We start from the raw sequence: 22,068 nt of genomic DNA on the forward strand, positions 1-22,068 counted from the left end.
AAATTCAATTCTGAAATTATTATATACATTTGTGTTTGTAAGGCTTTACGGCCTGGAAAGTTATTAACAAACATTTTTTCTTTATGCAAAACATCCCAAGTGTGGACTTGCGTGATTTCCTTTCGGGTGACCCGGAACGCAAACAAAAATTTGTAAATGAAATCGGAAAAGCCTACGAAGATATTGGCTTCGTAGCACTTAAAGGTCATTTTCTGGATGACAAACTCGTTGAAGAACTGTATGCGGAGGTCCGCAACTTCTTCAGCCTGCCGGTAGAAACCAAAGAAAAATATGAGATTCCCGGAATCGGCGGACAACGTGGTTACGTATCGTTCGGGAAAGAACACGCCAAGGGCCGCTCGGCCGGCGACCTGAAAGAATTCTGGCATTTCGGACAGTATGTCGATAAAGATTCCAAATACGCCAAGGAATATCCTGCAAACGTAGAGGTGGCGGAACTTCCAAAATTCAATGAAGTCGGTAAAGAAGCCTACCAGATGCTCGAAAAAACAGGGATTTATGTGCTTCGCGCTTTGGCTTTGTACCTCGGACTTGACGAATTCTATTTCGATAATTACATCAAAAACGGAAACAGCATCCTCCGCCCGATCCACTACCCGCCTATTACAGACGAGCCTGCTGATGGCGCCGTACGTGCCGCGGCGCATGGCGATATCAACCTGATAACCCTGTTGATGGGAGCACAGGGCAAAGGCCTGCAGGTGCAAAATCACAACGGCGAATGGATTGATGCCATTGCCGAACCGGACGAACTGGTCATCAACGTGGGAGATATGCTGTCGCGCCACACAAACAACAGGCTTAAATCGACCATACACCAGGTAGTGAATCCTCCGCGCGAACTGTGGGGCACGTCACGCTATTCAATTCCTTTTTTCATGCACCCGATCAGCGAAATGAAACTGGACGTGCTCGATAAAACTATCGATGCAGACCACCCGAAATTGTACGACGACATCACTGCAGGGGATTTCCTGTATGAAAGACTCGTTGATTTGGGATTGATTAAAAAATAAAAAATTCAATTTCAAATTTCAAATTCCAAATTCCAGAATGCATATGGAATTTGGGATTTGTTTTTTTGATATTTAGACAAAATGGATTTACACGAACAACTCAAAAAACTCTTTCCCGACCACGAGCCACTCGCCGAAGAAAAGGCCGAAGAGACGCCCCACGAACTTTTCATCCAGCAGGAACCGATGGTCTGCAAATATGAAAAGCGTAAGGGAAAACCCACGACCATCATCGAAGGCTATTCCGGCTCTGAAGAAGACTTCAGGATCCTCGCAAAGGAACTTAAAACGAAACTCAGTGTCGGCGGCACATTCAAAGACAATACCATTATCATCCAGGGAGATTACCGCGACAAGATTATGGAAACACTTAAATCAAAAGGGTTTAAAGTGAAGCGCGTAGGCGGATGATCGATTCAAAAATCCTACACTCGACATACTCCTGACGACAAAAAACTTTAAACCTCAAAACAAACGACAATGATCAAATCATCAGAACTCATATTAAATCCCGACGGCAGCGTTTACCATTTAAACCTGAAGCCGGAACACATCGCCCACGACATCATTTTCGTTGGCGACCAAAACCGCGTCGAAAAAATCACGCAGTTTTTCAGCCATATCGAATTTTCGCAGCAAAAACGCGAATTCAAAACGCAAACCGGTCTTTTCAAAGGCAAGCGCATCACGGTGATGTCTACCGGGATCGGACCTGACAATATTGATATCGTGCTCAACGAACTCGACGCCCTGGTCAACATCGACCTCGAAACACGCATGCCTAAAGACAAACTCACCACGCTCAACATCGTCCGTATCGGGACCTCAGGTTCGCTACAGGCTGACATCCCCGTGGACAGTTTCGTCATGTCGAAATACGGCTTGGGACTGGACAACATGCTCCGCTCCTACCTGATCGATAAGGTGTCGAATCCCGCACTCGAAGATGCCTTTATGCTTCACACCAACTGGGATATCAAGAAAGGCCGCCCGTATGTAATCCCGTGTTCTGAAAAGCTTGAAAAAATGATTGAAAGCGACCGGATGCATAAAGGGATTACCGCTACCGCTGGTGGGTTTTATGGTCCGCAGGGGCGTATTTTACGCCTTCAAACCCAGGACAACGAACTCAACGACAAAATGGACCAATTCAGTTTCAACGAACACAGGATTACCAATCTCGAGATGGAAACTGCCGCAATTTACGGACTGTCTGCATTGCTGGGCCACAACGCGCTGTCACTCAACGCCATTATCGCCAACCGTGCTTCAGGCACCTTCAGCGACGATCCGTACAAAGCAGTCGATGAACTGATTGCGTATACCCTCGATAAAATCGCTTCATCCAGATAATTTTTCAGGAGCTGTTTCCCGCTTTCGCCTATATCTTTGTTCGTACCTCACAAAGGATACCGGCTCTATCGGGGCTAGGCGCGCCGGTAATATTCAGCCATCCGTAAAACTAAAGTACCATTGACCATGAAGACAATAAAAGTAGCCGGTGTCCCGGAACATTTCAACCTGCCATGGCAGCTTTGCCTTGAAAACGGAGAATTTTCAGCGGCAGGAATCGACCTGCAATGGACCAACGTCCCCGAAGGTACCGGAAAAATGTGCCAGATGCTGCGCGACTGCCAGACAGATGTCGCCGTCATCCTTACGGAAGGCATCGTCAAGGACATCGTCTCCGGAAATCCATCGAAAATTGTGCAGGTGTATGTCGAAACCCCATTAATATGGGGTATCCATGTGGCCGCCAATTCGGAATATCATCAGTTGTCTGAACTTGAGCACACGAAAGCCGCCATTTCACGAATCGGATCCGGGTCGCAGCTCATGGCTTATGTCAATGCGGAACAGCAGGGTTGGGACTCAAATGCACTCCGCTTCGAAATTGTAAATACGATTGACGGCGCCGTATCCGCGCTGACACTGGGCGAGGCAGACTATTTTATGTGGGAACGCTTCATGACCAAGCCGCTGGTCGACAAAGGCATCTTCCGACGCATCGCCGATTGCCCTACGCCATGGCCCTGCTTTGTGATCGCTGTACGAAATGAAATCCTGGCCACCGATCCGAATCTTATCAAAAAGATACTTCACATAATCAACGCTAAGACTTACAAATTCAAAGAAATACAAGACATAGAGTTGCGTCTGGCAAATGATTTTCATCAGGAAAAAGAAGACATCCTGTCCTGGCTTTCGCAAACCGAATGGTCACAGCAACCGCTTGCACAGGATATGTTAAACAAAGTTCAAAATCAATTGCTTCGCCTGTCCCTTATCGATAAAAAAAGTACTTTTGCTGAAATAGTCAAAGCCCTGTAGCAGCACAAATGTGGAAACTTTCCGATATTAAAACATTCAGCCAGAAACTCCGGGTCAATAAGCCCTGGGACGACGTGATTATTTTTATATTGAACATCCTCATTGCGATTCCGGTCTTCATCATCGTACACCAAAACCTGCTTGATCCGGAATGGCCGTTTGAAATCGACCGCATACTGCTTTTCATCGGCATTGTGGTTTTGCTGCAACTCCTGCTGCGTCTGCTGCGCAGGATCATCATCGTCTGTATTGCGGCGTACCTGATTTTCCTTCTTTTTAACAGCGTTTTCGGGAGTTTCGGTTTTTGGTCTGTTGCCGAAGACTACAATGCGATGCTTTACAATATGTCTGAAGACCCGAATCCGCAGGACATCATCATTGCCAAACTGCTTCCATTTCCAAACAAGTCAAGAATACTGGACGCCATCGATTACGACAACCCCGACGTGCGGAATTTTGCCCTGATGGCGACGACCAAGCACTTCAGGAACATCAACAAATACAAGGAATACCGGACCACGGTGCAATGTTTTGCCGTATTCAAGGAAATCAAGAAACGCTGGAACTATGTGAACGATCCGCGCGGGCGGGAATACATTGCAAGGGCGAGCGAAACGGTACAGCATTTTTCAGGGGACTGCGATGACCACTCCATCCTGATGGCGGCATGCATCCGGGCGATTGGCGGCGTTCCCAGGATCATCAGCACCGACGCACACCTGTATCCTGAAATGCTGATCGGGACCCAGAAGGACTTTGAAGCGATCAATTACATCATCAAAGAAGTGCTTTTCAAGGAAGAAAGCAAGGGTAAGACCGTACATTACCACATCGACGAGCACGGGCAAATCTGGCTCAACCTGGATTATACGGCTACTTATCCGGGCGGTCCTTTTATGTCAGAGGAAATCCTCGGCGCACTCACGCTCTATTGATTTTTTTTCGCGGTCTTGAAAATTGCCCACAAGCGCCAACACGTCGTCACCACTTGATTTCGGGCAAGCCTTTCGATGCTAAAAACCGGTTTGCCTTACTGAAATGCTGGTTTCCGAACCAATGCCCTTTATTTGCGCTCAATGGTGATGGGTGTCCAGACTCCAGTACCCAATGTTTGTCGCGATCTATTTTCGCCCCTTTCTTTTTCGCAAATCCGCCCCAAAGCATAAAAACGACATCTTTTTTCCTATCTGAAACCTGACGGATTACGGCGTCTGTGAAGGTTTCCCATCCATGTCCCTGATGACTGCCCGCTTCGCCCCTACGCACGGTCAATGTGGCGTTCAGCAGCAGCACGCCCTGGTCGGCCCAACGTTCGAGGTTTCCGGTCCCGGGCAATGGTTGTTGCAGGTCGTCACTGATTTCTCGGAAAATATTGACCAATGACGGCGGAAATGGGATGCCATCATGTACTGAAAAACACAATCCGTTTGCCTGCTTCGGGCCATGGTACGGATCCTGGCCGATAATCACCACCTTAACCGCATCAAACGGACAGTGGTCGAAGGCCGCAAAGATCTCAGGCCCCGGCGGGTAGCACAGCTGGTTTTGATATTCCATGGCGACAAAACCGGTCAAGGCCTTGAAATAAGGCTTCTCAAATTCTTCGGCGAGCACGGCTTTCCATGAAGGATCAATTTTCATAATCTGGTTTTACGCAAAAATAAGGATTTCAATTTCCAAACCGCCTCAGCCAAATCCTAAAAGTGGCATAATTTTTGAGTAAATTTGCAAACAAAACTGTCCCTAATATTACATGATATCCATTACAGACAAAACGCTGCAGGATTTGCAGTTTACGACCATACTTGACGCCATTTCCTCGATTTGCAATACCGATATCGGTAAGGAAAAAGCACTCGGGATTACGCCTTTCAGGGACAAGGAGACATTGATGGAAGCTTTGTGGCAAACCTCGGAGTATGTGTCGTCCTTCCAAAATAACAACGCCATTCCGAACCATGGCTTTGACCCCGTCGCACACGAAATCAAGTTTCTTGCTATTGAGAACAGCGTCCTTGAGGCGGGAAGTTTCCGTAAAATCGCGTCACTTTCGGAAACAGTCAACACGCTGCTTCAGTTCTTCCGCAAGTTTGATGACTATTATCCGAAGTTAAACCTTAAGGCGTCCGGAATCGAACTCACGCGGGAGATTGTCCGGAAAATCGATGAAATCGTTGACAAATATGGCGAAATCAAGGACAATGCGTCACCGGACCTGCTGAACATCCGTCGTGAGATGAATACGGTGCGCGGGAAAGTGAACCAGAGTTTCGGAGTGGCGCTTACGCAGTATGCGGGTTTGGGTTACCTTGACGACATCAAGGAAAGTTTTGTACAAAACCGCCGCGTGCTCGCTGTTTTGGCGATGTACCGGCGCAAAGTGAAAGGTTCCATCCTGGGCAGTTCCAAAACGGGCAGCATTGCCTACATCGAACCCGAAGCCACATTGAAATATTCCCGCGAACTCAGCAATCTTGAATATGAGGAAAAAGAGGAAGTCATGCGCATCCTCAAACAACTCAGCAACGACATCCGGGTGTACCTGCCGTTGATCATTCAGTACCAGGATTTCCTGAGCGATATCGATGTGATTGCGGCCAAAGCCAAGTATGCGGTACGGATTAATGCCATTCTGCCGCACATCACCGATGAAAAACGACTGTATTTCCGCGAGGCTTACCACCCGATCCTGTTCCTGACAAACAAACAGAAGAACGAACCCACGTTTCCGCAGACCATTGAGCTGCAGCAGGACAAGCGCATCATCGTAATTTCCGGCCCGAACGCAGGTGGGAAAACCATCTCGCTCAAGACCGTCGGCCTGCTGCAACTGATGCTGCAATCCGGCATGCTCATTCCTGTGCATGAGCGTAGTGAGACCTTTCTGTTTGACCGGATCCTGACCGATATCGGTGACAACCAATCGATTGAGAATCACCTGAGCACCTACAGCTACCGCTTAAAAAACATGAATTATTTCCTGAGGAAGTGCAACAGCAAAACCTTATTCCTGATTGATGAGTTCGGTACGGGTTCAGATCCCGAGCTGGGCGGCGCGCTCGCTGAAATCTTCCTGGAGGAATTTTACCACCGGGAAGCCTTCGGAATTATCACGACACATTATTCGAACCTGAAGATCCTCGCCAATGAGCTGCCGCATGCGATGAACGCCAACATGCTTTTTGATGAAAAGTCATTGGAACCCATGTACAAACTTGTTTTAGGCCAGGCCGGCAGCTCGTTCACATTTGAAGTCGCGCAGAAGAATGGCATCCCATTCGGACTGATCAACCGGGCAAAAAAGAAAATTGAGGTCGGCAAAGTGCGTTTTGACAAGACCATAGCCACACTGCAAAAAGAGCGCTCTAAACTCGAGAAAACCTCGAATACGCTTAAAGAAGAAGAAATCCGTGCACGCGAGGAAAGCCAGAAGATGCAAACCATCAACAGCCGCATCCAGCAGAAACTCGAAAGTTATCAGGAACTCTATGACAGCAACCAGAAGCTGATTTATATGGGCCAGAAAATTGATGAGATGGCCGACCGTTATGTCAACAATAAAGACAAAAAAGCCATCATCGGCGAATTTTTGAAACTCATCGAAATTGAAAGTTCCAAACGGAAGAAAGCCACCGTCAAGGAACAAAAAGCCAGGGAAATCCAGCAAAAGCAAATCATTAAGGAAGTCGAGGTCAAGGTCGAGGAAATCCGCAAAGAGAAAAAGGAAAAGAAGATCAAGGCCGCACAGGTCCCCGAAAAACCCAAACACGTGCTTAAAGTCGGAGACCGCGTCCGGATGCTCGACGGGCGTTCCATCGGCTCGATAGACAAAATAGAAAAAAACAAGGCCGTCGTCAATTACGGGCTGTTTACCTCTACGGTAGGGCTGGATTCATTGGAATTTGTAGAGGCAAAAAAATAATAGGACAATGCACGCCCGGCATCAAGCCATAGTCACCAACTGAACAGCAATATGAACCTGCCAACAGGAAAAAAAATCATCCTTTTCGACGGCGTCTGCAACCTCTGCAACCGCATGGTCCGGTATGTCATTGCGCATGACAAGCGCGATGTCTTTCGGTTTGTGCCGCTGCAATCTGACCTGGGCCGCGAAATCCTGACGCACATTGGCATCGATGGCAGCCACTTTGACAGCGTCGTATTGTATGAGCCCGGAAAGGCCTACTTTCGCAAATCTGCGGCGGCTATCGAAATTGCAAAGGAATTCGGCGGACTGTTCCACCTGAGCGCCATCTTCAAACTCATTCCGGCCCCATTGCGCAACAGCCTGTACGATTACATCGCTAAAAACCGCTACAAAAGGTACGGCAAACAGGATCGCTGCATGGTTCCAACTCCTGAACTCCGGGCAAAATTCCTTTAAGTTTATTGGGCGAACGGCCGGGCTGTACGTTCTATCTTTCCCTAACCCTTTGGGATTAGGAAAAGGATGCCGCTGCCATCCCTGTCGCGGTTACCGGCTGTCTGAAAGCTCCCCTTCCATTTTACTGACTACGGCCGTGGCAATGCTGTTCCCGACCACATTGGTCGCGCTCCGGCCCATATCCAATATCGGATCGATACCCAACAGTAACGCTATGCCTACTTCCGGGATATTGAAACTGGCCAAAGTCCCTGCAATGACCACGAGCGAAGCCCTTGGGACGCCCGCGATGCCCTTGCTTGTGAGCATCAGCACCAGTAACATCGAAATCTGTGTTTCTAGTGGCAGGTGGATGCCATAAGACTGCGCAATAAAAATCGAGGCAAAAGTCATGTACATCATGCTGCCGTCCAGATTGAACGAATAGCCCAACGGCAAGACAAAACTTGTAATTTTCGGGCTGCACCCGAAACGCTCCAGTTCGAGCATGGTTTTCGGGAAGGCCGCTTCCGAACTGCTCGTGCTAAACGCCAGTAAGATCGGGTCCTTGATGCGCCTGAGCAAAACCAATACCCGTTTCCGTATAAAGGCAGAGCCCGCCAAAATCAGGATTCCCCAAAGCACGAGCAAGCCAAAATAAAATTCGCTGATAAAAATCGCGTAAGTTGTCAATATCCCGATGCCCTGTTTGCCAATCACTACCGTCATTGCGCCAAAAACAGCGTACGGCGCAAAGTTCATGATAAAGCCCGTAATCTTTAATATGATATGGGACAGCGAATCCAACGCCTTGATAATGCGTTCGCTTTTTTCACCGAGCGCCGCTGCCGCCACCCCGAAGAAAATCGAAAAGACCACAATTTGCAGGATTTCGTTATTGGCCATCGATTCGATGAAGCTTTTCGGGAACACGTGTGTCACAAAATCTTTTACGGACAACGCGGCCTTATCGATGCCGGTGGCCTGGTTGTCGAGTGGCAAAGCAAGGTGCATGGCCTCACCCGGCTTAAACAGGTTGACCAGGATCATTCCGAGCACGAGGCTCATCAGCGAGGCCGAGACAAACCAAAGCATGGTCTTGCCCCCTACCCGTCCGACGGTTTTGATGTCGCCCAGCTTCGCGATGCCCACCACCAGGGTCGTAAATACGAGCGGCGCTACGATCATCTTAATCAGTCGCAGGAAAATGTCCGCGATAAGCGCAAACCATTCCAGTTTTTTATCGCGGTCCTTCGTCAGGCTGCTGAGTTTTTCCGCCGCAAAATCTTTCTGCTTTTTTAGTTGGGTGTAAGCTGCGGTCAGTGTATCCTTTCGCGGGACCTTCAGTTGGTTTTCAAATTTCGCAATGTAGTCGTCGGTGGTCGCGATCATTTGGTAGGTCGTCCCGAATAAGTCGCCATTTTTGTCGATATCCTGTAACAACCGGGTTTTCACGGCAGCGTAGCGCGCCATGTTTTTCGCTGCCTGCTTGTAGGCCGCCGTAGTGGTATCAGGAAGGTACGTCTTGATTTCGTTGTTGATGTCTTCGGTTTTTTGCGAATAAAATTCGATTTTGCCGTTCTCGTCGGCTACGTAAAACTTGTTCAGTATAAATCCGAGTGCGATGCCCAGGACGAGCGCAATGAAGATATTGCGCGTCAGGTTTGATTTCTTGTTTTCGGGAAGTTCCATAATTCTGGTTTGGTTATTTTGTCACGGATTAGCCCGGATGGAAGCGGCATCCTTTTATTTTTTTCTTTAAAAAATAAAAGATACAGCGTACAGCCGGAACAGCTCCTAATACATTTTATTAATCAGGTAAAAATCGGCCAGCACCATCGCTGCCATGGCCTCCACAATGGGGACCGCACGCGGCACAACACAGGGATCGTGGCGTCCTTTACCCTGCATTTCGGCTATGTTGCCCTTGTTGTCAATCGTCTGCTGGGGCTGCATGATCGTGGCTACCGGCTTGAATGCCACCCGGAAGTAAATGTCCATGCCGTTCGAGATACCACCCTGTATGCCACCCGACAAATTTGTTTTCGTGGTACCGTCAGGATTGAACACGTCGTTGTGTTCGCTGCCTTTCATCCTGGCGCCGCAAAAACCGCTGCCGTATTCAAAACCGTGTACGGCATTGATGGAGAGCATCGCCTTACCCAACTCGGCGTGGAGCTTGTCGAATACCGGCTCGCCAAGGCCCACGGGAACGTGCTGCAAAATACAGGTCACTGTGCCGCCAACCGTATCGCCCTGTTTGCGGATCTCTCGGATGTAGTCCTCCATTTTGGCCGCTGTGGCTTCATCAGGACACCGCACGGCATTCGATTCAGTTTTCGAGAAGTCGAGCTGCTGGTAAGGTTTGTCAATGAAGATGTCGCCCACAGACGACACGAAGGCGTTGATTTTTACCTGCGGGATGACCTGTTTTGCGATCGCTCCGGCCACTACCCTGCTGGCAGTTTCCCGCGCTGAACTGCGTCCGCCGCCGCGATAATCGCGGATGCCGTACTTTTTTTCATAAACGAAGTCCGCGTGGCTGGGGCGATACAGGTCTTTGATGTGTGCGTAGTCATCGGATTTCTGGTTGCTGTTTGCGATAGTAAACCCTATGGGCGTCCCGGTGGTTTTACCTTCGAAAATTCCGGAAAGGAACTGCACTTCGTCTGCTTCCCGACGCTGGGTAACGATGGCCGATTGCCCGGGCCTGCGGCGTTGCATCTCGTGCCGGATTGCCTCAAAATCCAACGTGATGCCCGGCGGACAGCCGTCGATGATCCCGCCGAGCGCCTCGCCATGTGATTCGCCAAAAGTTGTAATCCTGAAAATCGTACCGAAAGAATTGCCGGCCATTGGTTTTGGTTTTTTACAAATGTAGGGAATTAGAAAATGTGATAATTATAAAATCCAACAATCAAAGCGTCGGTTCGTGATCCGTTTGTGAGGCTTTGCTACCGACTATTTGTTTAATTCTTAACAAAGCGCTGATGTTCGGTTTACACTGGCATGCTTTATTTGTAAAACTTCAATTTATGAAAAAAAGAGCCGTTGAACTGGTAGTGATTTCCGATGTGCATCTTGGAACTTATGGGTGCCACGCCAAGGAATTGCACCGCTATCTTTCAACAATCAAACCCAAAACGCTGGTCCTGAACGGTGACATCGTAGACATCTGGCAATTCCGGAAATCGTACTTCCCGAAATCGCATCTGAAGGTAGTGAAGAAAATCCTCGATCTGGCAACCAAAGGCACGAAAGTGTACTATCTCACGGGGAACCATGACGAAATGCTGAGAAAGTTCAGTGAGGCCCATTTCGGAAACTTTTCGATTGCGGATAAACTGCTCCTCGACCTCGATGGAAAAAAAGCATGGATTTTTCATGGGGATGTGTTCGACGCGTCGGTACACCATGCCAAGTGGATTGCCAAATTGGGCGGCATCGGATATGATTACCTGATCCTGATGAACCGCCTGGTGAACTGGTGCCTTGCCAGGATGGGTCGCGACCCGTATTCTTTTTCCAAAAAAATTAAGGCCAGCGTGAAAAAGGCGGTCCGGTTCATTTCCGATTTTGAGCAGACCGCTGCCGATATCGCCCTCGAGAAAGGATATGATTACGTGATCTGTGGGCACATACACGAACCCAATATCGTACGGAAATCGGACAAACGCGGCGAAACCATGTACCTGAATTCGGGGGACTGGATTGAAAATCTCACCGCACTGGAATACAACAGGAAACGATGGAAGCTGTACCAGTATAGTGACGACCCGCTGTTAAAGGAAGTCGACTACTTTGAACTCGAAGACCAACTCGGGCGCGAACTGGCGCAATATTCGATTTTTTTGAAAAATTAGTCTGTTTTGTTTACTTTAGCGGCAAACAAAACTCAAATTCATGAAAAACAAGATGTTATTACTGGCCGCGGCATTCGGATTGCTGGCCTCCTGCTCGAATAGTGACGATTCCTCCGGCCCGGTCACAGAAACCGATTATATGCCCATAACGGCCAATAATTACTGGGTTTACGATGTAAGCGGAACAAATAACATTAGCGGAAGGGACTCACTTTATGTGGGTAATGATACCGTCATCAGCGCCAACACGTATAAAAAATTACGGACACTTGCGCTGCCGACCGGTTTCTTTTCGAACTCCTTAAGGAACAATGCCGTCCGCGAAGCCAACGGGAAGCTCTACCTGACCGGTAATGCAGGTTTAAATTTCGGAGACGCCCTGCCGGTAGAGGTTGCTGTCAGTGATCTCGTGATTTTTGATAAAAATGCGGCTGCAAACCAACAGCTCGGCATGGTTTCCGGAACGTTGCAGCAGGATGTACAGGGATTTCCCGTGACGATAAACTACACGTTAAAATCGGTAGCTGACGGGGATATGGCAACTTTTACTGCGCCCGACACCACAGTATATACCGACGTCAAGAAAGTCAAAACGATATTGAATCTGACCATCTCTGCCTCATTCGGCGGATTTCCTTTCAACATCATGCCTACTCAGGACGTCGTGACATCAACACAATACTATGCTGAGGGCATCGGCATGGTCTATGCCAATACCGACGTGAATTATCAGCTCGCCGATTTATCGCTGTTGCAAATCGAACTGCCGATCCCGCAGTCAGGCAGCCAGAACATCAAGGAAGTGCTGGACACCTATTTCATAGCCCAATTAACGACAAATTAAGACACATACCACTTTACAACGAAGGCTGTCAATTTTGGCAGCCTTCTTTATTTATAAAATTTAAGCAGAAATTTCATAACAAATGTATATGGGGTAAGGGCTACTTTTGACTTGAATTACATCGGTGCCTTTAAAGTGCCTGCAATTTAAAACTAACCTTAAAAAACAATTATTATGAAGAGACTGATTTTGTCTGCTGTAATGCTGCTCGGATTGGCATTCAGCGCTGAAGCACAGGATGTTTCAAAAAACGCACTCGGTTTGCGTTTGGGCGACAATGACGGATTCGGTGGGGAGATTTCCTACCAGCGTCGTTTCTCAGGAAACAACCGTTTGGAATTGGACCTGGGATGGCGTGACAACAAGAACTATGATGCCTACAAACTTGTGGGTGTTTACCAATGGTTCTGGAATATCGATGGCGGCTTCTACTGGTTTGCCGGCGTGGGTGGCGGACTCGGAAGCTACAGCATTGACAACCCACCTCCGGGATTTGACGATGATAACGGCACTTTCCTGGTCGCTGCGGGAGATCTGGGAATCGAGTATAACTTTGATATCCCGTTGCAGATCTCTCTTGACATCCGTCCGGAATTGTATTTCGGCGATGAATTCAGGGACGACGATTTCGGACCGGATATCGCACTCGGCATCAGGTTCAGGTTCTAGCATATAATAGAAATCCCGCTTCAACGAGCGGGATTTTTTTATTCCTCAAACAGGATTTCTTTTTTGGAATTGATCTTGACGATCGTAAACGGCGTCGTCAGCGACTCGGTGACCATCGCGCCGGGTTTCGGTGCGGTCTCCTTGACAGTAATCACAATATTGGTGCTCGTTTCGGTGACTTTTTCTACGCCGATGCTGTAACCACCGGTACTTTTTTCACCCGCACTCAGGATGACAAAATTGGAAGTATCAATGTCTGTCGGCTTGATCTTCTTTTTCAGTGCCGGATCATTTTTGATCATCTTGAATTCGTTCGGTTCCGATATAATTTCATAAAACCTGATTTGTGCCCCGCCGGTACTTCTTTCGGCCAACACTTCGTATAAGGGGGTTTCAGCAGCAGTTTTCACCGTTTTACAGGAAAAAGCCGAGGCTGCGATCAATACTAATACAATCTTTTTCATAAGGCAATCTTTGATAAGGCCTGTTGGTAAAGCGCTTCGTACAACGGCAGGATGTTCTGGATGTCGAACTGTTTTGCCACGTCAAGCGCATTTTTCTTGAATGATGATAACGCTGCATCATCAGATAATATTTTAACCGCGTTGGCTGCCATGGCATCGGTGTCTCCCACATCGCTCAGGAAACCGGAAATACCATCGAAATTGACTTCAGGCAACCCGCCCGAATTGCTGGAAATCACCGGCACGCTCCAGGCCATCGCTTCCAGGGCGGCAAGTCCGAAACTTTCAGTTTCTGAAGGAAGCAGGAATAAATCCGTGTAGCTCAGGATGCGGTCGATTTCGTTGCTGTTTCCGAAAAAAATCACTTTGTCGCTGATGCCAAGCCTGGCGCAGTGCTGCTCCGCTTTTATTTTTTCCGGACCATCGCCCACCATCATCAATTTGGCCGGGATCTGTTGTTGGATTTTATAAAAAATATCCACCACATCCGGAATCCTTTTCACTTTCCGGAAATTACTGATGTGTGTGACAATTCGCTCGCCTGGCTTTGCCATGACCGACCTGTGGCAGGGAATACTGGAGTCGTCGAGATTTTTGTCGAGCTCAATGAAGTTAGGGATGACATGGATTTCCTTCCTGACGTCAAAAAGGTTGTAAGTGTCTTCCTTAAGGCTCTGTGAGACAGAGGTTACGATATCCGACTTGTTGATGCTGAAAGTCACCGCAGGCTTGTAAAACGGATGGCTGCCCACAAGGGTAATGTCTGTTCCATGTAAAGTCGTGACCATAGGAATCCTGATGCCTTCGCTTTTAAGCATCTGTTTTGCCATGTAGCCGGCGTACGCGTGCGGAATGGCATAGTGTACGTGCAGCAATTCAATTTTATACAGTTTCACCATATCGACCAGCTTGCTCGAAAGCGCGAGCTCGTAAGGCTGGTAGTGAAACAATGGGTATTCAGGGACATTGACTTCGTGGTAGTGGATGTTGGAATTTAAAAGCGCCAGCCTCACGGGCTGCCGGTACGTAATGAAGTGAATTTCATGTCCGCGCCTTGCGAGTTCAAGCCCCAATTCCGTAGCAACGACACCACTCCCGCCGAATGTCGGATAACAGACAATTGCAATTTTCATTTTTTGGTTTTAGTGTAACGAATGTAAGAAAAAAGCGGCTTGGGTTTGGAACTTTTGCGTTAAAAAACGGGTATCACAGCCGTTGTATGAGTGGAAAATGTGGTGCCGATATGATTACAGCGACGTGTCCCTGATTATTTTATAATGGCCTGCTGTATGACTTTCTGTATGTCTTCGCGTATGTTGTTCTTAGATAGCGCGTTAGGTGCCGAAGCGTCAGGGTACGTGCGATTTGAAAGGAACACATAAACAATGTCGGTCTCAGGGTCGGCCCAGGCGTAAGTTCCGGTAAATCCGGTGTGCCCAAAGCTCAACGATGATACACATCCGCATGTCGGCCCCTGCGTTCCCGGCAACTGCTGCTTATCAAATCCCAAAGCCCTGCGGTTGCCGTCTGCACAAAAATAGCAGGTGTTGAAATCATCGAAGGTTTTCTCGCCGAAGAAGGTGTGCCCGCCGTAATGCCCTTTCTGAAGATACATCTGCATTATTTTTGCGACGTCCATGGCATTGGAAAACAATCCCGCATGGCCTGCAACGCCACCCTCCATTGCTGCAGCCATATCGTGGACGTAACCCTGCAAAACCTGATGGCGGAAATAATTGTCAATTTCTGTTGGCGGAATGTCCGCTTTGAGGAATTTTTGCAATGGATTGAACAACGTGTTGTTTGCACCTAAAAAACGATAAAAGTTTTCGTAAGCCTGAGCGTCCAGTGTCTTATGGTTGATTTTCTCCAGATACTCTTTCAGGATCAGGAACGTAAAATCGCTATACTTGTATTCCTTCTTCGGTATGAGCCTGCTGTTTGCGATTGCTTTCATGATGGTGTCATTATAGTCCTTCAGGATATAAAGACTGTCTGCGACCTGCCTCGAAAACATGGCGTCGGGTACTTTACTGTAGTATTTTGGCAACGGTATTTTATTGGAGTCCAAAGTAGATTTATAGAAAGGGATCCACGCCTCAAACCTTGCGTAATGTGAAAGCAGTTCCTTGAAGGTGATGTCTTTCTTGTCTGTATTGGCAAATACAGGTAGCATGCTGCCAAGTTTGGAATCAAGCGTCACTTTTCCTTTGTCGTAAGCCTGCATGACATTAGGCAATGTGGCCAGGATTTTCGTGAGCGATGCCACGTCATACACGTCTGAATTGCGTACTTTCCTTGTATTGTCGTACGTATGGTAGCCGAAAGATTTCTGGTAAATCACTTTCCCCTTACGCGCGACGAGCACTTGGGCACCCGGAGTCATTTTCGCATCAATGGCTTTTTGCGCTATGGCGTCAATTTTTGCAAGGACCTGCGGATTCATGTCCACGTTTTCGGGCGCCGTGAAACCAAGTCGGTCCAGTTTTTGTGTTGCCAGCCCATGATTTACCCGAAATTCGTTGTTGATGGTTACCGGCAGTTTTCCCTTGGCATCAATGGCACCGAAAATCAGCTCAGCCGAAACTTCCTGGGCCACATCGGAATTTTGATACGAAACGATCAATCCTTCGATTTCGGCGAAATCAGGAATTGCAGAAAGCGAATACGGTTTGGTGAAAACGTCAAGGATTACTTTATTTTGTTTGGCGAGCTGGCTTACCCACTGGATTTCAGTATCCGTGAACGCATGATTTTTCCAGGCCTTGTCCGATTTGTGGAAACCGACAACGACCAGGTCAAAATCTTTGAGCTTTACGTTCAGTGAATCGATGTTCGGGTCAGCGAGTTCGGTTACGTCAGCGTATTTTTTCAACGTCGTAACAAACGCCGTATTGTTGTCATCGCCAAGCTTTACATAAGCGATGCGCGTCTTTTCTACGCTTTTTATCGGAAGTACGTCGGCCGCATTCTTGAGTACGGTGATGGCATTTTCATACAACTGGTATTGCAGCGCCGTATTTTCGGACGGATTAATATCAGCGGAAAGGTTAGCCGTATTGATCGGCTTGTAGTGGTTCAATCCCGCTTTGTATTTGAATTTCAGGATTTTCTTCACCGAGTAGGCCAGCCTCTCTTCCGAAAAAAGCGAATCCTGGTAGGCAACGCACAATTTTTCCATCGCGGTGGGCACGTCTTCAGCACAAAGGAGCATGTCGTTTCCTGCCAGAAATGCCTCCAGGTCTATTTCCCCAGGCTTGCGATAGTTCGATGCGGCTTTCATATTCAATGCATCGGTGAAAACCAAACCGTCAAAGCCCATTTCCTTCTGCAGCAAATCGGTCACCACATTATAGGAAATGGAGGATGGATAACTTGCACGGGGCTCAAGGCTTGGAACATTGAGGTGCGCAACCATCACCGAAACCAATCCTTCATCAAACATTTGCCTGTAAGGATAAAGTTCTACCTGCTCCAGCCGTTCTTTCGTAAAATTCACCAGCGGGAGCGCGTAATGCGAATCGGTTTCCGTGTCGCCATGCCCAGGGAAATGTTTTCCGGTGGAGAACACATTTTCTCCCTGAACACCTTTCATCAGCGCAATAGCGGAAGCCGTAACGTTCGTTTTATCCTCTCCAAAAGAACGGAAGCCAATGATCGGGTTTTTCGGATTGGTGTTGATGTCCAATACCGGCGCAAAATTAAAATTGATGCCCAGCCGCTTACTCTCTTTTCCCATCTGGGTTCCGACTTTCCGGATCAGTTCCTTGTCCCTGATGGCGCCAAGGGTCATATTCCACGGGAAGCGATAGGTGGAATCGAGGCGCATGCTTACACCCCATTCCGCATCGATGGCGATAAACAACGGGATTTTGGATTTTGATTGGAAGCGGTTGGTGAGCCTGGCCTGTCTGCCCGGACCACCCTGAAAGAAAATCAATCCGCCGATCTTGTAATTTCGGATCATGCGGTCAATCATATTGTAATGGACGGAATCCTTGTTGGAATAGGCTGAAATCATGAACAGCTGCCCCAACTTTTCCTCAAATGTCATTTTGCCGTAAATGCTGTCTACCCATTTGTTCTGCGCATCGGAATCCCTGAGAAATGGAAATTTCTCGTTTCGGCCGGCGTTCGACTTCCCGATTTCATCCTGCCTGAACTCGTGGATCGTATCGCCTTTATGGGCGACGGGCTTGGCCTGCAGGCTTTTCCTGGAAGCGCAGTTGCACACGCCGACTGCCAATAGGGAAAGGGTAATAAGCCGTAAAAAAGAGTGGTGCATGGGTATTGTTTTAGAAAAAGCGGCTGTGCCAGCTTTCGTCAGCGGGAACTTCCCACGAATCCTTATATTCTGCAATATTATTAACGAGGTTGTTAAAGACGATCGTATTTCCGGAAACGGCCTTGTCTTTCGCCATTTTCTTAAAATCTACCAATGATTTGTGCGCAAAATGCTGTCCGAGCCTGAAGGTTACATTCATCTTATCCAGCAAATCCACAGCATATTGTTGCTCAAGCGACTGTATAAATTGAACCGACGCATCGATGGAGCATCCTGTTGCGCCCTGCTGCTCCTGATTTACCGCGATGACGATAAACCGATTATACCTGATTTCATATGAGGCTTCTAGGCCGTGACCGTGCGCGCTCCAGTTTTCTATGAAGTCTTTGAGTGAAGCCTGCATTGCTGCCACTTCTTCGTCGGTGAATTTTCTATTGGACTGGTAAATCCAGATCCTTGATTCATCAGGTAAATTTTCAAAAGGAACGTACATTGGAATTTTGGTTATAAATTTGAAATTTGCACAGCCTACAAATCCTGCGCATTGGCAATCAGTTCAGCGACATCCATGACCCGGACTTCGCTTTCCTTCTCTTTATTTTTCACGCCGTCGGTAAGCATCGTATTGCAGAACGGACAGCCTGCAGCGATAATCTGCGGCGCGGTCTCCAATGCGTCCTCCGTGCGCTCCACGTTGACTTCCTTGTTTCCGGGCTCGGCATCCTTAAACATTTGCGCACCACCTGCACCGCAGCATAAGCCGTTGGAACGGGAGCGTTTCATTTCCACCAATTCGGCATCAAGCCTGGAGATCAGATCGCGCGGCGCCTCATAAATGTTGTTGGCGCGCCCCAGGTAACACGGATCGTGAAAGGTAATGCGCTTGCCTTTAAACTGGCCGCCTTCAATGGTCAGCCTTCCGGCATCGAGCAGCGATTTCAGGAATTCTGTGTGGTGAATCACTTCGTAATGTCCGCCCAACTCAGGATACTCATTTTTCAGTGTATTGAAACAGTGCGGACACGCCGTCACGATTTTTTTGGCTTCGTAGGCGTTGAGCACCTCTATGTTCATCATCGCCTGCATCTGGAACAGGAACTCATTCCCTGCCCTTTTTGCCGGATCTCCGGTGCAACTTTCTTCAGTACCAAGCACGGCAAACGACACGCCGGATTTGTTGAGAAGCTTTACAAAGGCTTTGGTGATTTTCTTGGCCCTGTCATCAAAACTGCCGGCACAGCCTACCCAGAACAGCACTTCGGGCTGCTCTCCGCGGGCCAGCATCTCTGCCATTGTCGGTACGCTTAAACTTTCTGACATAATTTATTTTTTAAAATTGCAACGGTTCAGCGAACCTAAGCTGCACAGTTTTATCAATGTTTTCCATCATCGAACACCTGGATGGTCACTTCCTTCTCAATCAGGTCAGTGAATTTGCCACGGTAACGCGTTGCCTTTACGAGGTGGTTGTCAATCCAGTGGTAATTGCCGCCACGTGGTTTCCCAAACACGATGCCGTGGTATTTAAAGCCGTGTTTCCTGAGCCAGATTTCGGTATATTCACGGTGTGCTTCCGTCCTCGAGGTAAAGAAGAAAATGATGTGTCCTTCATCATACCACTTATTCAGTGTAATCAATGCATCAGGGTATACCGCTGCTGTCAGCATTCTTTCAGGCTCTTCATTCGGGATGTCATCACATACCGTACCGTCGATATCAATCAGGTAGTTTTTGATGCCCTCGGGTAATATCGGACTTATTTTCTGCCCATTCTCTGTAGTCTCCTGGAGATTCTGTTCAATTTCTTCTGCTTTCATTTTCGTCTTGTTTCTAATGTAATTTTAAAAAATTTGATTAAAAACACCCTTAACCTCACCTATAAGAGAATTTTTATTTTGGCTGTAAATTTAATTTTCGTTTTTCCAGTTGAGCCTGTCCTGCTGACTGTACTGCCAGGGAGCGCCATTGTTCTCGACATTGGTCATCATCGCGTTCAGCGACATCGGCGCGGCGCTCTGCTCCATGACAAGGTATCTCCTCATGTCCATAATAATGGAAAGCGGACTGATATTGACCGGACATTCCTCAACGCAGGCATTGCATGAAGTACAGGCCCACAATTCCTCGGGCGTGATGTAGTCGTTCAGCAACATTTTACCGTCATCTGCAAAAGTACCTTTGTTTGCATCGATGTTTCTTCCGACTTCCTCAAGCCTGTCTCGCGTATCCATCATAATTTTCCGAGGAGACAATTTTTTTCCGGTGATGTTGGCCGGGCAGGACGAGGTACATCTTCCGCATTCGGTGCAGGTATAGGCATTCAACAGTTGCACCCAATTCAGGTCTTGGACATCACTGGCGCCAAATTTCGCCGGAACGGTACTGGCATCAGCTGCCGGCGCTGCAAAAGGGTCTGCATTGGGATCAAGCATCAGTTTGACCTCATTGGTAACCGATTCGAGGTTGTCGAATTTTCCTTTCGGATTCAGATCGGCGTAATACGTATTCGGGAACGCCAGCAAAATATGCAGGTGCTTTGAAAAATAAAGGTAATTCAGGAAAATCAGTATTCCGGTGATGTGCAGCCACCAGGCACCCCTTTCAATCAGGTAAACGAAATGGTTCGACACACCGTCAAACATCGTTGCCAGGTATTGGCTCACCGGAAAAGCCCCGGCCTCGTGAAAATCCATAAAACCGCCATTGATGTGTTGCAGGTGATAGTCTGCCGCATTCATGATCAGAAACAGGCTCATCAGCACGACCTCAAAATACAGTATGTAATTGGCATCACTTTTGGGCCAGCCTTTCAGGTCCGAGTGAATGAAGCGTTTCAACTTCAAAATGTTTCTCCTGGCCAAAAACACAATGACCGCTACCAGTACAAGTAAAGCCAGCACTTCAAACGACCCGATCAGGACATTGTAAAATGCGCCCAGAAACGAAAAGACCCTATGGGTACCGAACAATCCATCGATTACAATCTCCAGCACCTCGATGTTAATGATGACGAATCCGGCATACACAATGATGTGAAGGACTCCCGCAATGGGGCGGCGCACCATCTTGGATTGGCCGAGTGCGATCATGGCCATGTTTTTCCAGCGCAGTTGCGGACGGTCTGAGCGATCGATATCACGTCCCAGTTTGATGTTCCGGATCAGTTTTCTGACATTCAGTGTGAAATAACCGATTCCGAGGCCCAGTATAATGGCAAATAATATATTGTCAAGATATTGCATAGGCGTTAAGGTTTAACAGCAGGATCTTCTGTAGGTGCTTTATAAGGTTTGTTCTTTTTTCCGAAAAGCGACACATTGATGTAACGCGTAGGATTGAGCCTCAGGTCCTGTAGCAGCAGTTCGAGTTCTTTGGAAGTTTTGGTGAAATTATTGTACAGCGTTTCATCCTTCAGCAATTTGCCCATCGAGCCCTTACCCGAATTAAGGTCGGTCATGATCTTATCAACCGATGCCATCGCGGCCTCCATCTTCCTGATGGTTTTGCCGATGTCGGCTTTCGCAATCGTATCGGAAATTTTTGAAAAGTTCGCCGACGTTTTCTCGAAATTGGTAATGGTACTGCCCAGCTTCTGTTTGTTCTCGGCAAGCATATCGTTTACCTTTGCCGAAGCCCCCTTGAATTCCGCTAATGTTTCATTCAAATTGGCAATGCTGCTTTTCAGGTTTGCTTTGGTTTTCTCATCCAGCACCTGATTCAGGTTTTGCATCAGCTTGTCGGTACTGTCAAGCAGTTTTTCCACTTTTTCCTTAATCGGTTTGATCTGGTCTGCAAGCTGATCCGTAAGCCCGGCCTTAGTACCGGCACGCAAATAGTCGCCTTCGTCTATGAGCGCGTTATCCTGAAGGTTGGGGATGATGGCGATTTGCTTCCCGCCGAGAAACGGACTGGGCGAATACAACTCGGCAACGCTCGACTTCGCAATCGGGAAGTCCGATTTAAGCTGCAACTCTACGGTAAGTTTACCCGTTTTCTTATCAATATCGAAGGCGTTTACCTTGCCTACTACAAAGCCGTTTATGGTCACAGGCGCCGAAAGCGTCAGGCCTTCGATGTTTTCGTACTGCACGTACACCAGTTTGTAATCGGTAAATAAATCGCGTCCTTTCAGAAAATAATAGCCCCAGATGAACAATAATATTGAAGCAATAACTAATACGGCGGTTTTGATCTCTCTTGAAATTCTCAAAG

Annotated in this window: 21 protein-coding genes; 10 read left to right on the plus strand and 11 right to left on the minus strand. The window is 47.8% G+C overall.

Translation table 11 applies throughout. From position 1 onward, the window contains the following. Positions 1–83 precede the first annotated feature (83 nt). The 5 genes from HYN48_RS11375 (at position 84) to HYN48_RS11395 (ending at position 4,303) form a co-directional block, all read left to right on the plus strand. Entirely contained in the window at positions 84–1,037 is a 954-nt protein-coding gene (locus HYN48_RS11375) for an isopenicillin N synthase family dioxygenase (RefSeq protein ID WP_108371808.1), read from the plus strand. Between the two features lie 81 nt (positions 1,038–1,118). Then, positions 1,119–1,448: a translation initiation factor gene (locus HYN48_RS11380; protein WP_108371810.1), complete on the plus strand. Its 330-nt coding sequence runs from the start codon at positions 1,119–1,121 to the stop codon at positions 1,446–1,448. 69 nt (positions 1,449–1,517) lie between these two features. Further along, positions 1,518–2,390 (plus strand): nucleoside phosphorylase, encoded by an 873-nt coding sequence (locus tag HYN48_RS11385; protein ID WP_108371812.1) that lies wholly within the window; start codon positions 1,518–1,520, stop codon positions 2,388–2,390. Positions 2,391–2,516: 126 nt separating this feature from the next. Further along, complete coding sequence (locus HYN48_RS11390; protein WP_108371814.1) at positions 2,517–3,368, plus strand: substrate-binding domain-containing protein; 852 nt, start codon at positions 2,517–2,519, stop codon at positions 3,366–3,368. Between the two features lie 8 nt (positions 3,369–3,376). Further along, the gene (locus HYN48_RS11395; RefSeq protein WP_108371816.1) at positions 3,377–4,303 is read left to right on the plus strand and encodes a transglutaminase-like domain-containing protein; all 927 of its coding nucleotides are present in this window, start codon (positions 3,377–3,379) and stop codon (positions 4,301–4,303) included. A gap of 46 nt (positions 4,304–4,349) precedes the next feature. On the opposite strand, the gene ung is transcribed toward HYN48_RS11395, so the two are convergent. Further along, positions 4,350–5,009, minus strand: coding sequence for a uracil-DNA glycosylase (gene ung / locus HYN48_RS11400; protein WP_108371823.1), 660 nt, complete (start codon positions 5,007–5,009; stop codon positions 4,350–4,352). A 112-nt stretch (positions 5,010–5,121) separates the two neighbouring features. On the opposite strand from ung, the gene HYN48_RS11405 reads away from it, so the two are divergent. Both HYN48_RS11405 and HYN48_RS11410 read left to right on the plus strand, forming a co-directional pair. Beyond that, positions 5,122–7,290, plus strand: coding sequence for an endonuclease MutS2 (locus tag HYN48_RS11405; RefSeq protein ID WP_108371825.1), 2,169 nt, complete (start codon positions 5,122–5,124; stop codon positions 7,288–7,290). A gap of 51 nt (positions 7,291–7,341) precedes the next feature. After that, complete coding sequence (locus HYN48_RS11410; protein ID WP_108371827.1) at positions 7,342–7,752, plus strand: thiol-disulfide oxidoreductase DCC family protein; 411 nt, start codon at positions 7,342–7,344, stop codon at positions 7,750–7,752. A gap of 90 nt (positions 7,753–7,842) precedes the next feature. Here the strand turns inward: HYN48_RS11410 and HYN48_RS11415 are convergent, their stop codons facing one another. Both HYN48_RS11415 and aroC read right to left on the minus strand, forming a co-directional pair. Further along, on the minus strand, positions 7,843–9,423 hold the full coding sequence (locus HYN48_RS11415) for a dicarboxylate/amino acid:cation symporter (protein ID WP_219909584.1): 1,581 nt from the start codon (positions 9,421–9,423) through the stop codon (positions 7,843–7,845). Positions 9,424–9,528: 105 nt separating this feature from the next. After that, positions 9,529–10,587 carry a chorismate synthase gene (aroC, locus tag HYN48_RS11420; protein ID WP_108371829.1) on the minus strand — a complete coding sequence of 353 codons (1,059 nt, stop codon included), beginning with the start codon at positions 10,585–10,587 and terminating at the stop codon, positions 9,529–9,531. Between the two features lie 179 nt (positions 10,588–10,766). Here aroC and HYN48_RS11425 point away from each other — a divergent pair, with 179 nt between their 5' ends. The 3 genes from HYN48_RS11425 (at position 10,767) to HYN48_RS11435 (ending at position 13,107) form a co-directional block, all read left to right on the plus strand. Continuing rightward, complete coding sequence (locus HYN48_RS11425) at positions 10,767–11,594, plus strand: UDP-2,3-diacylglucosamine diphosphatase (protein ID WP_108373594.1); 828 nt, start codon at positions 10,767–10,769, stop codon at positions 11,592–11,594. Positions 11,595–11,634: 40 nt separating this feature from the next. Next, positions 11,635–12,438 carry a hypothetical protein gene (locus tag HYN48_RS11430; protein WP_108371831.1) on the plus strand — a complete coding sequence of 268 codons (804 nt, stop codon included), beginning with the start codon at positions 11,635–11,637 and terminating at the stop codon, positions 12,436–12,438. Between the two features lie 174 nt (positions 12,439–12,612). Continuing rightward, positions 12,613–13,107, plus strand: a complete 495-nt coding sequence (locus HYN48_RS11435) for a hypothetical protein (RefSeq protein ID WP_108371833.1) — start codon at positions 12,613–12,615, stop codon at positions 13,105–13,107. A gap of 38 nt (positions 13,108–13,145) precedes the next feature. Here HYN48_RS11435 and HYN48_RS11440 read toward each other — a convergent pair whose 3' ends face one another. From HYN48_RS11440 to HYN48_RS11475, 8 genes are all read right to left on the minus strand, one after another. Then, complete coding sequence (locus HYN48_RS11440; protein ID WP_108371835.1) at positions 13,146–13,571, minus strand: protease complex subunit PrcB family protein; 426 nt, start codon at positions 13,569–13,571, stop codon at positions 13,146–13,148. Then, positions 13,568–14,704: an N-acetyl-alpha-D-glucosaminyl L-malate synthase BshA gene (bshA, locus tag HYN48_RS11445; RefSeq protein WP_108371837.1), complete on the minus strand. Its 1,137-nt coding sequence runs from the start codon at positions 14,702–14,704 to the stop codon at positions 13,568–13,570. The genes HYN48_RS11440 and bshA overlap by 4 nt, the downstream gene beginning before the upstream one ends. 134 nt (positions 14,705–14,838) lie before the next feature. Then, positions 14,839–17,856 (minus strand): serine hydrolase domain-containing protein, encoded by a 3,018-nt coding sequence (locus tag HYN48_RS11450; RefSeq protein WP_108371839.1) that lies wholly within the window; start codon positions 17,854–17,856, stop codon positions 14,839–14,841. A gap of 10 nt (positions 17,857–17,866) precedes the next feature. Further along, a complete protein-coding gene (locus HYN48_RS11455) occupies positions 17,867–18,349 on the minus strand; it encodes an ABC transporter ATPase (protein ID WP_108371841.1) in 483 nt (160 codons plus the stop codon). A gap of 35 nt (positions 18,350–18,384) precedes the next feature. Next, a complete protein-coding gene (locus HYN48_RS11460) occupies positions 18,385–19,176 on the minus strand; it encodes a (Fe-S)-binding protein (protein ID WP_108371843.1) in 792 nt (263 codons plus the stop codon). A 53-nt stretch (positions 19,177–19,229) separates the two neighbouring features. Continuing rightward, positions 19,230–19,673, minus strand: a complete 444-nt coding sequence (locus HYN48_RS11465) for an LNS2 domain-containing protein (protein ID WP_108371845.1) — start codon at positions 19,671–19,673, stop codon at positions 19,230–19,232. Positions 19,674–19,763: 90 nt separating this feature from the next. Then, positions 19,764–21,098: a 4Fe-4S dicluster domain-containing protein gene (locus tag HYN48_RS11470; RefSeq protein WP_108371847.1), complete on the minus strand. Its 1,335-nt coding sequence runs from the start codon at positions 21,096–21,098 to the stop codon at positions 19,764–19,766. A 5-nt stretch (positions 21,099–21,103) separates the two neighbouring features. Next, positions 21,104–22,066, minus strand: a complete 963-nt coding sequence (locus HYN48_RS11475) for an MlaD family protein (RefSeq protein WP_108371849.1) — start codon at positions 22,064–22,066, stop codon at positions 21,104–21,106. Between the last annotated feature and the right edge of the window lie 2 nt (positions 22,067–22,068).

This window comes from Flavobacterium magnum (assembly GCF_003055625.1).
In the GTDB taxonomy this organism is placed as follows: Bacteria; Bacteroidota; Bacteroidia; order Flavobacteriales; family Flavobacteriaceae; genus Flavobacterium; species Flavobacterium magnum.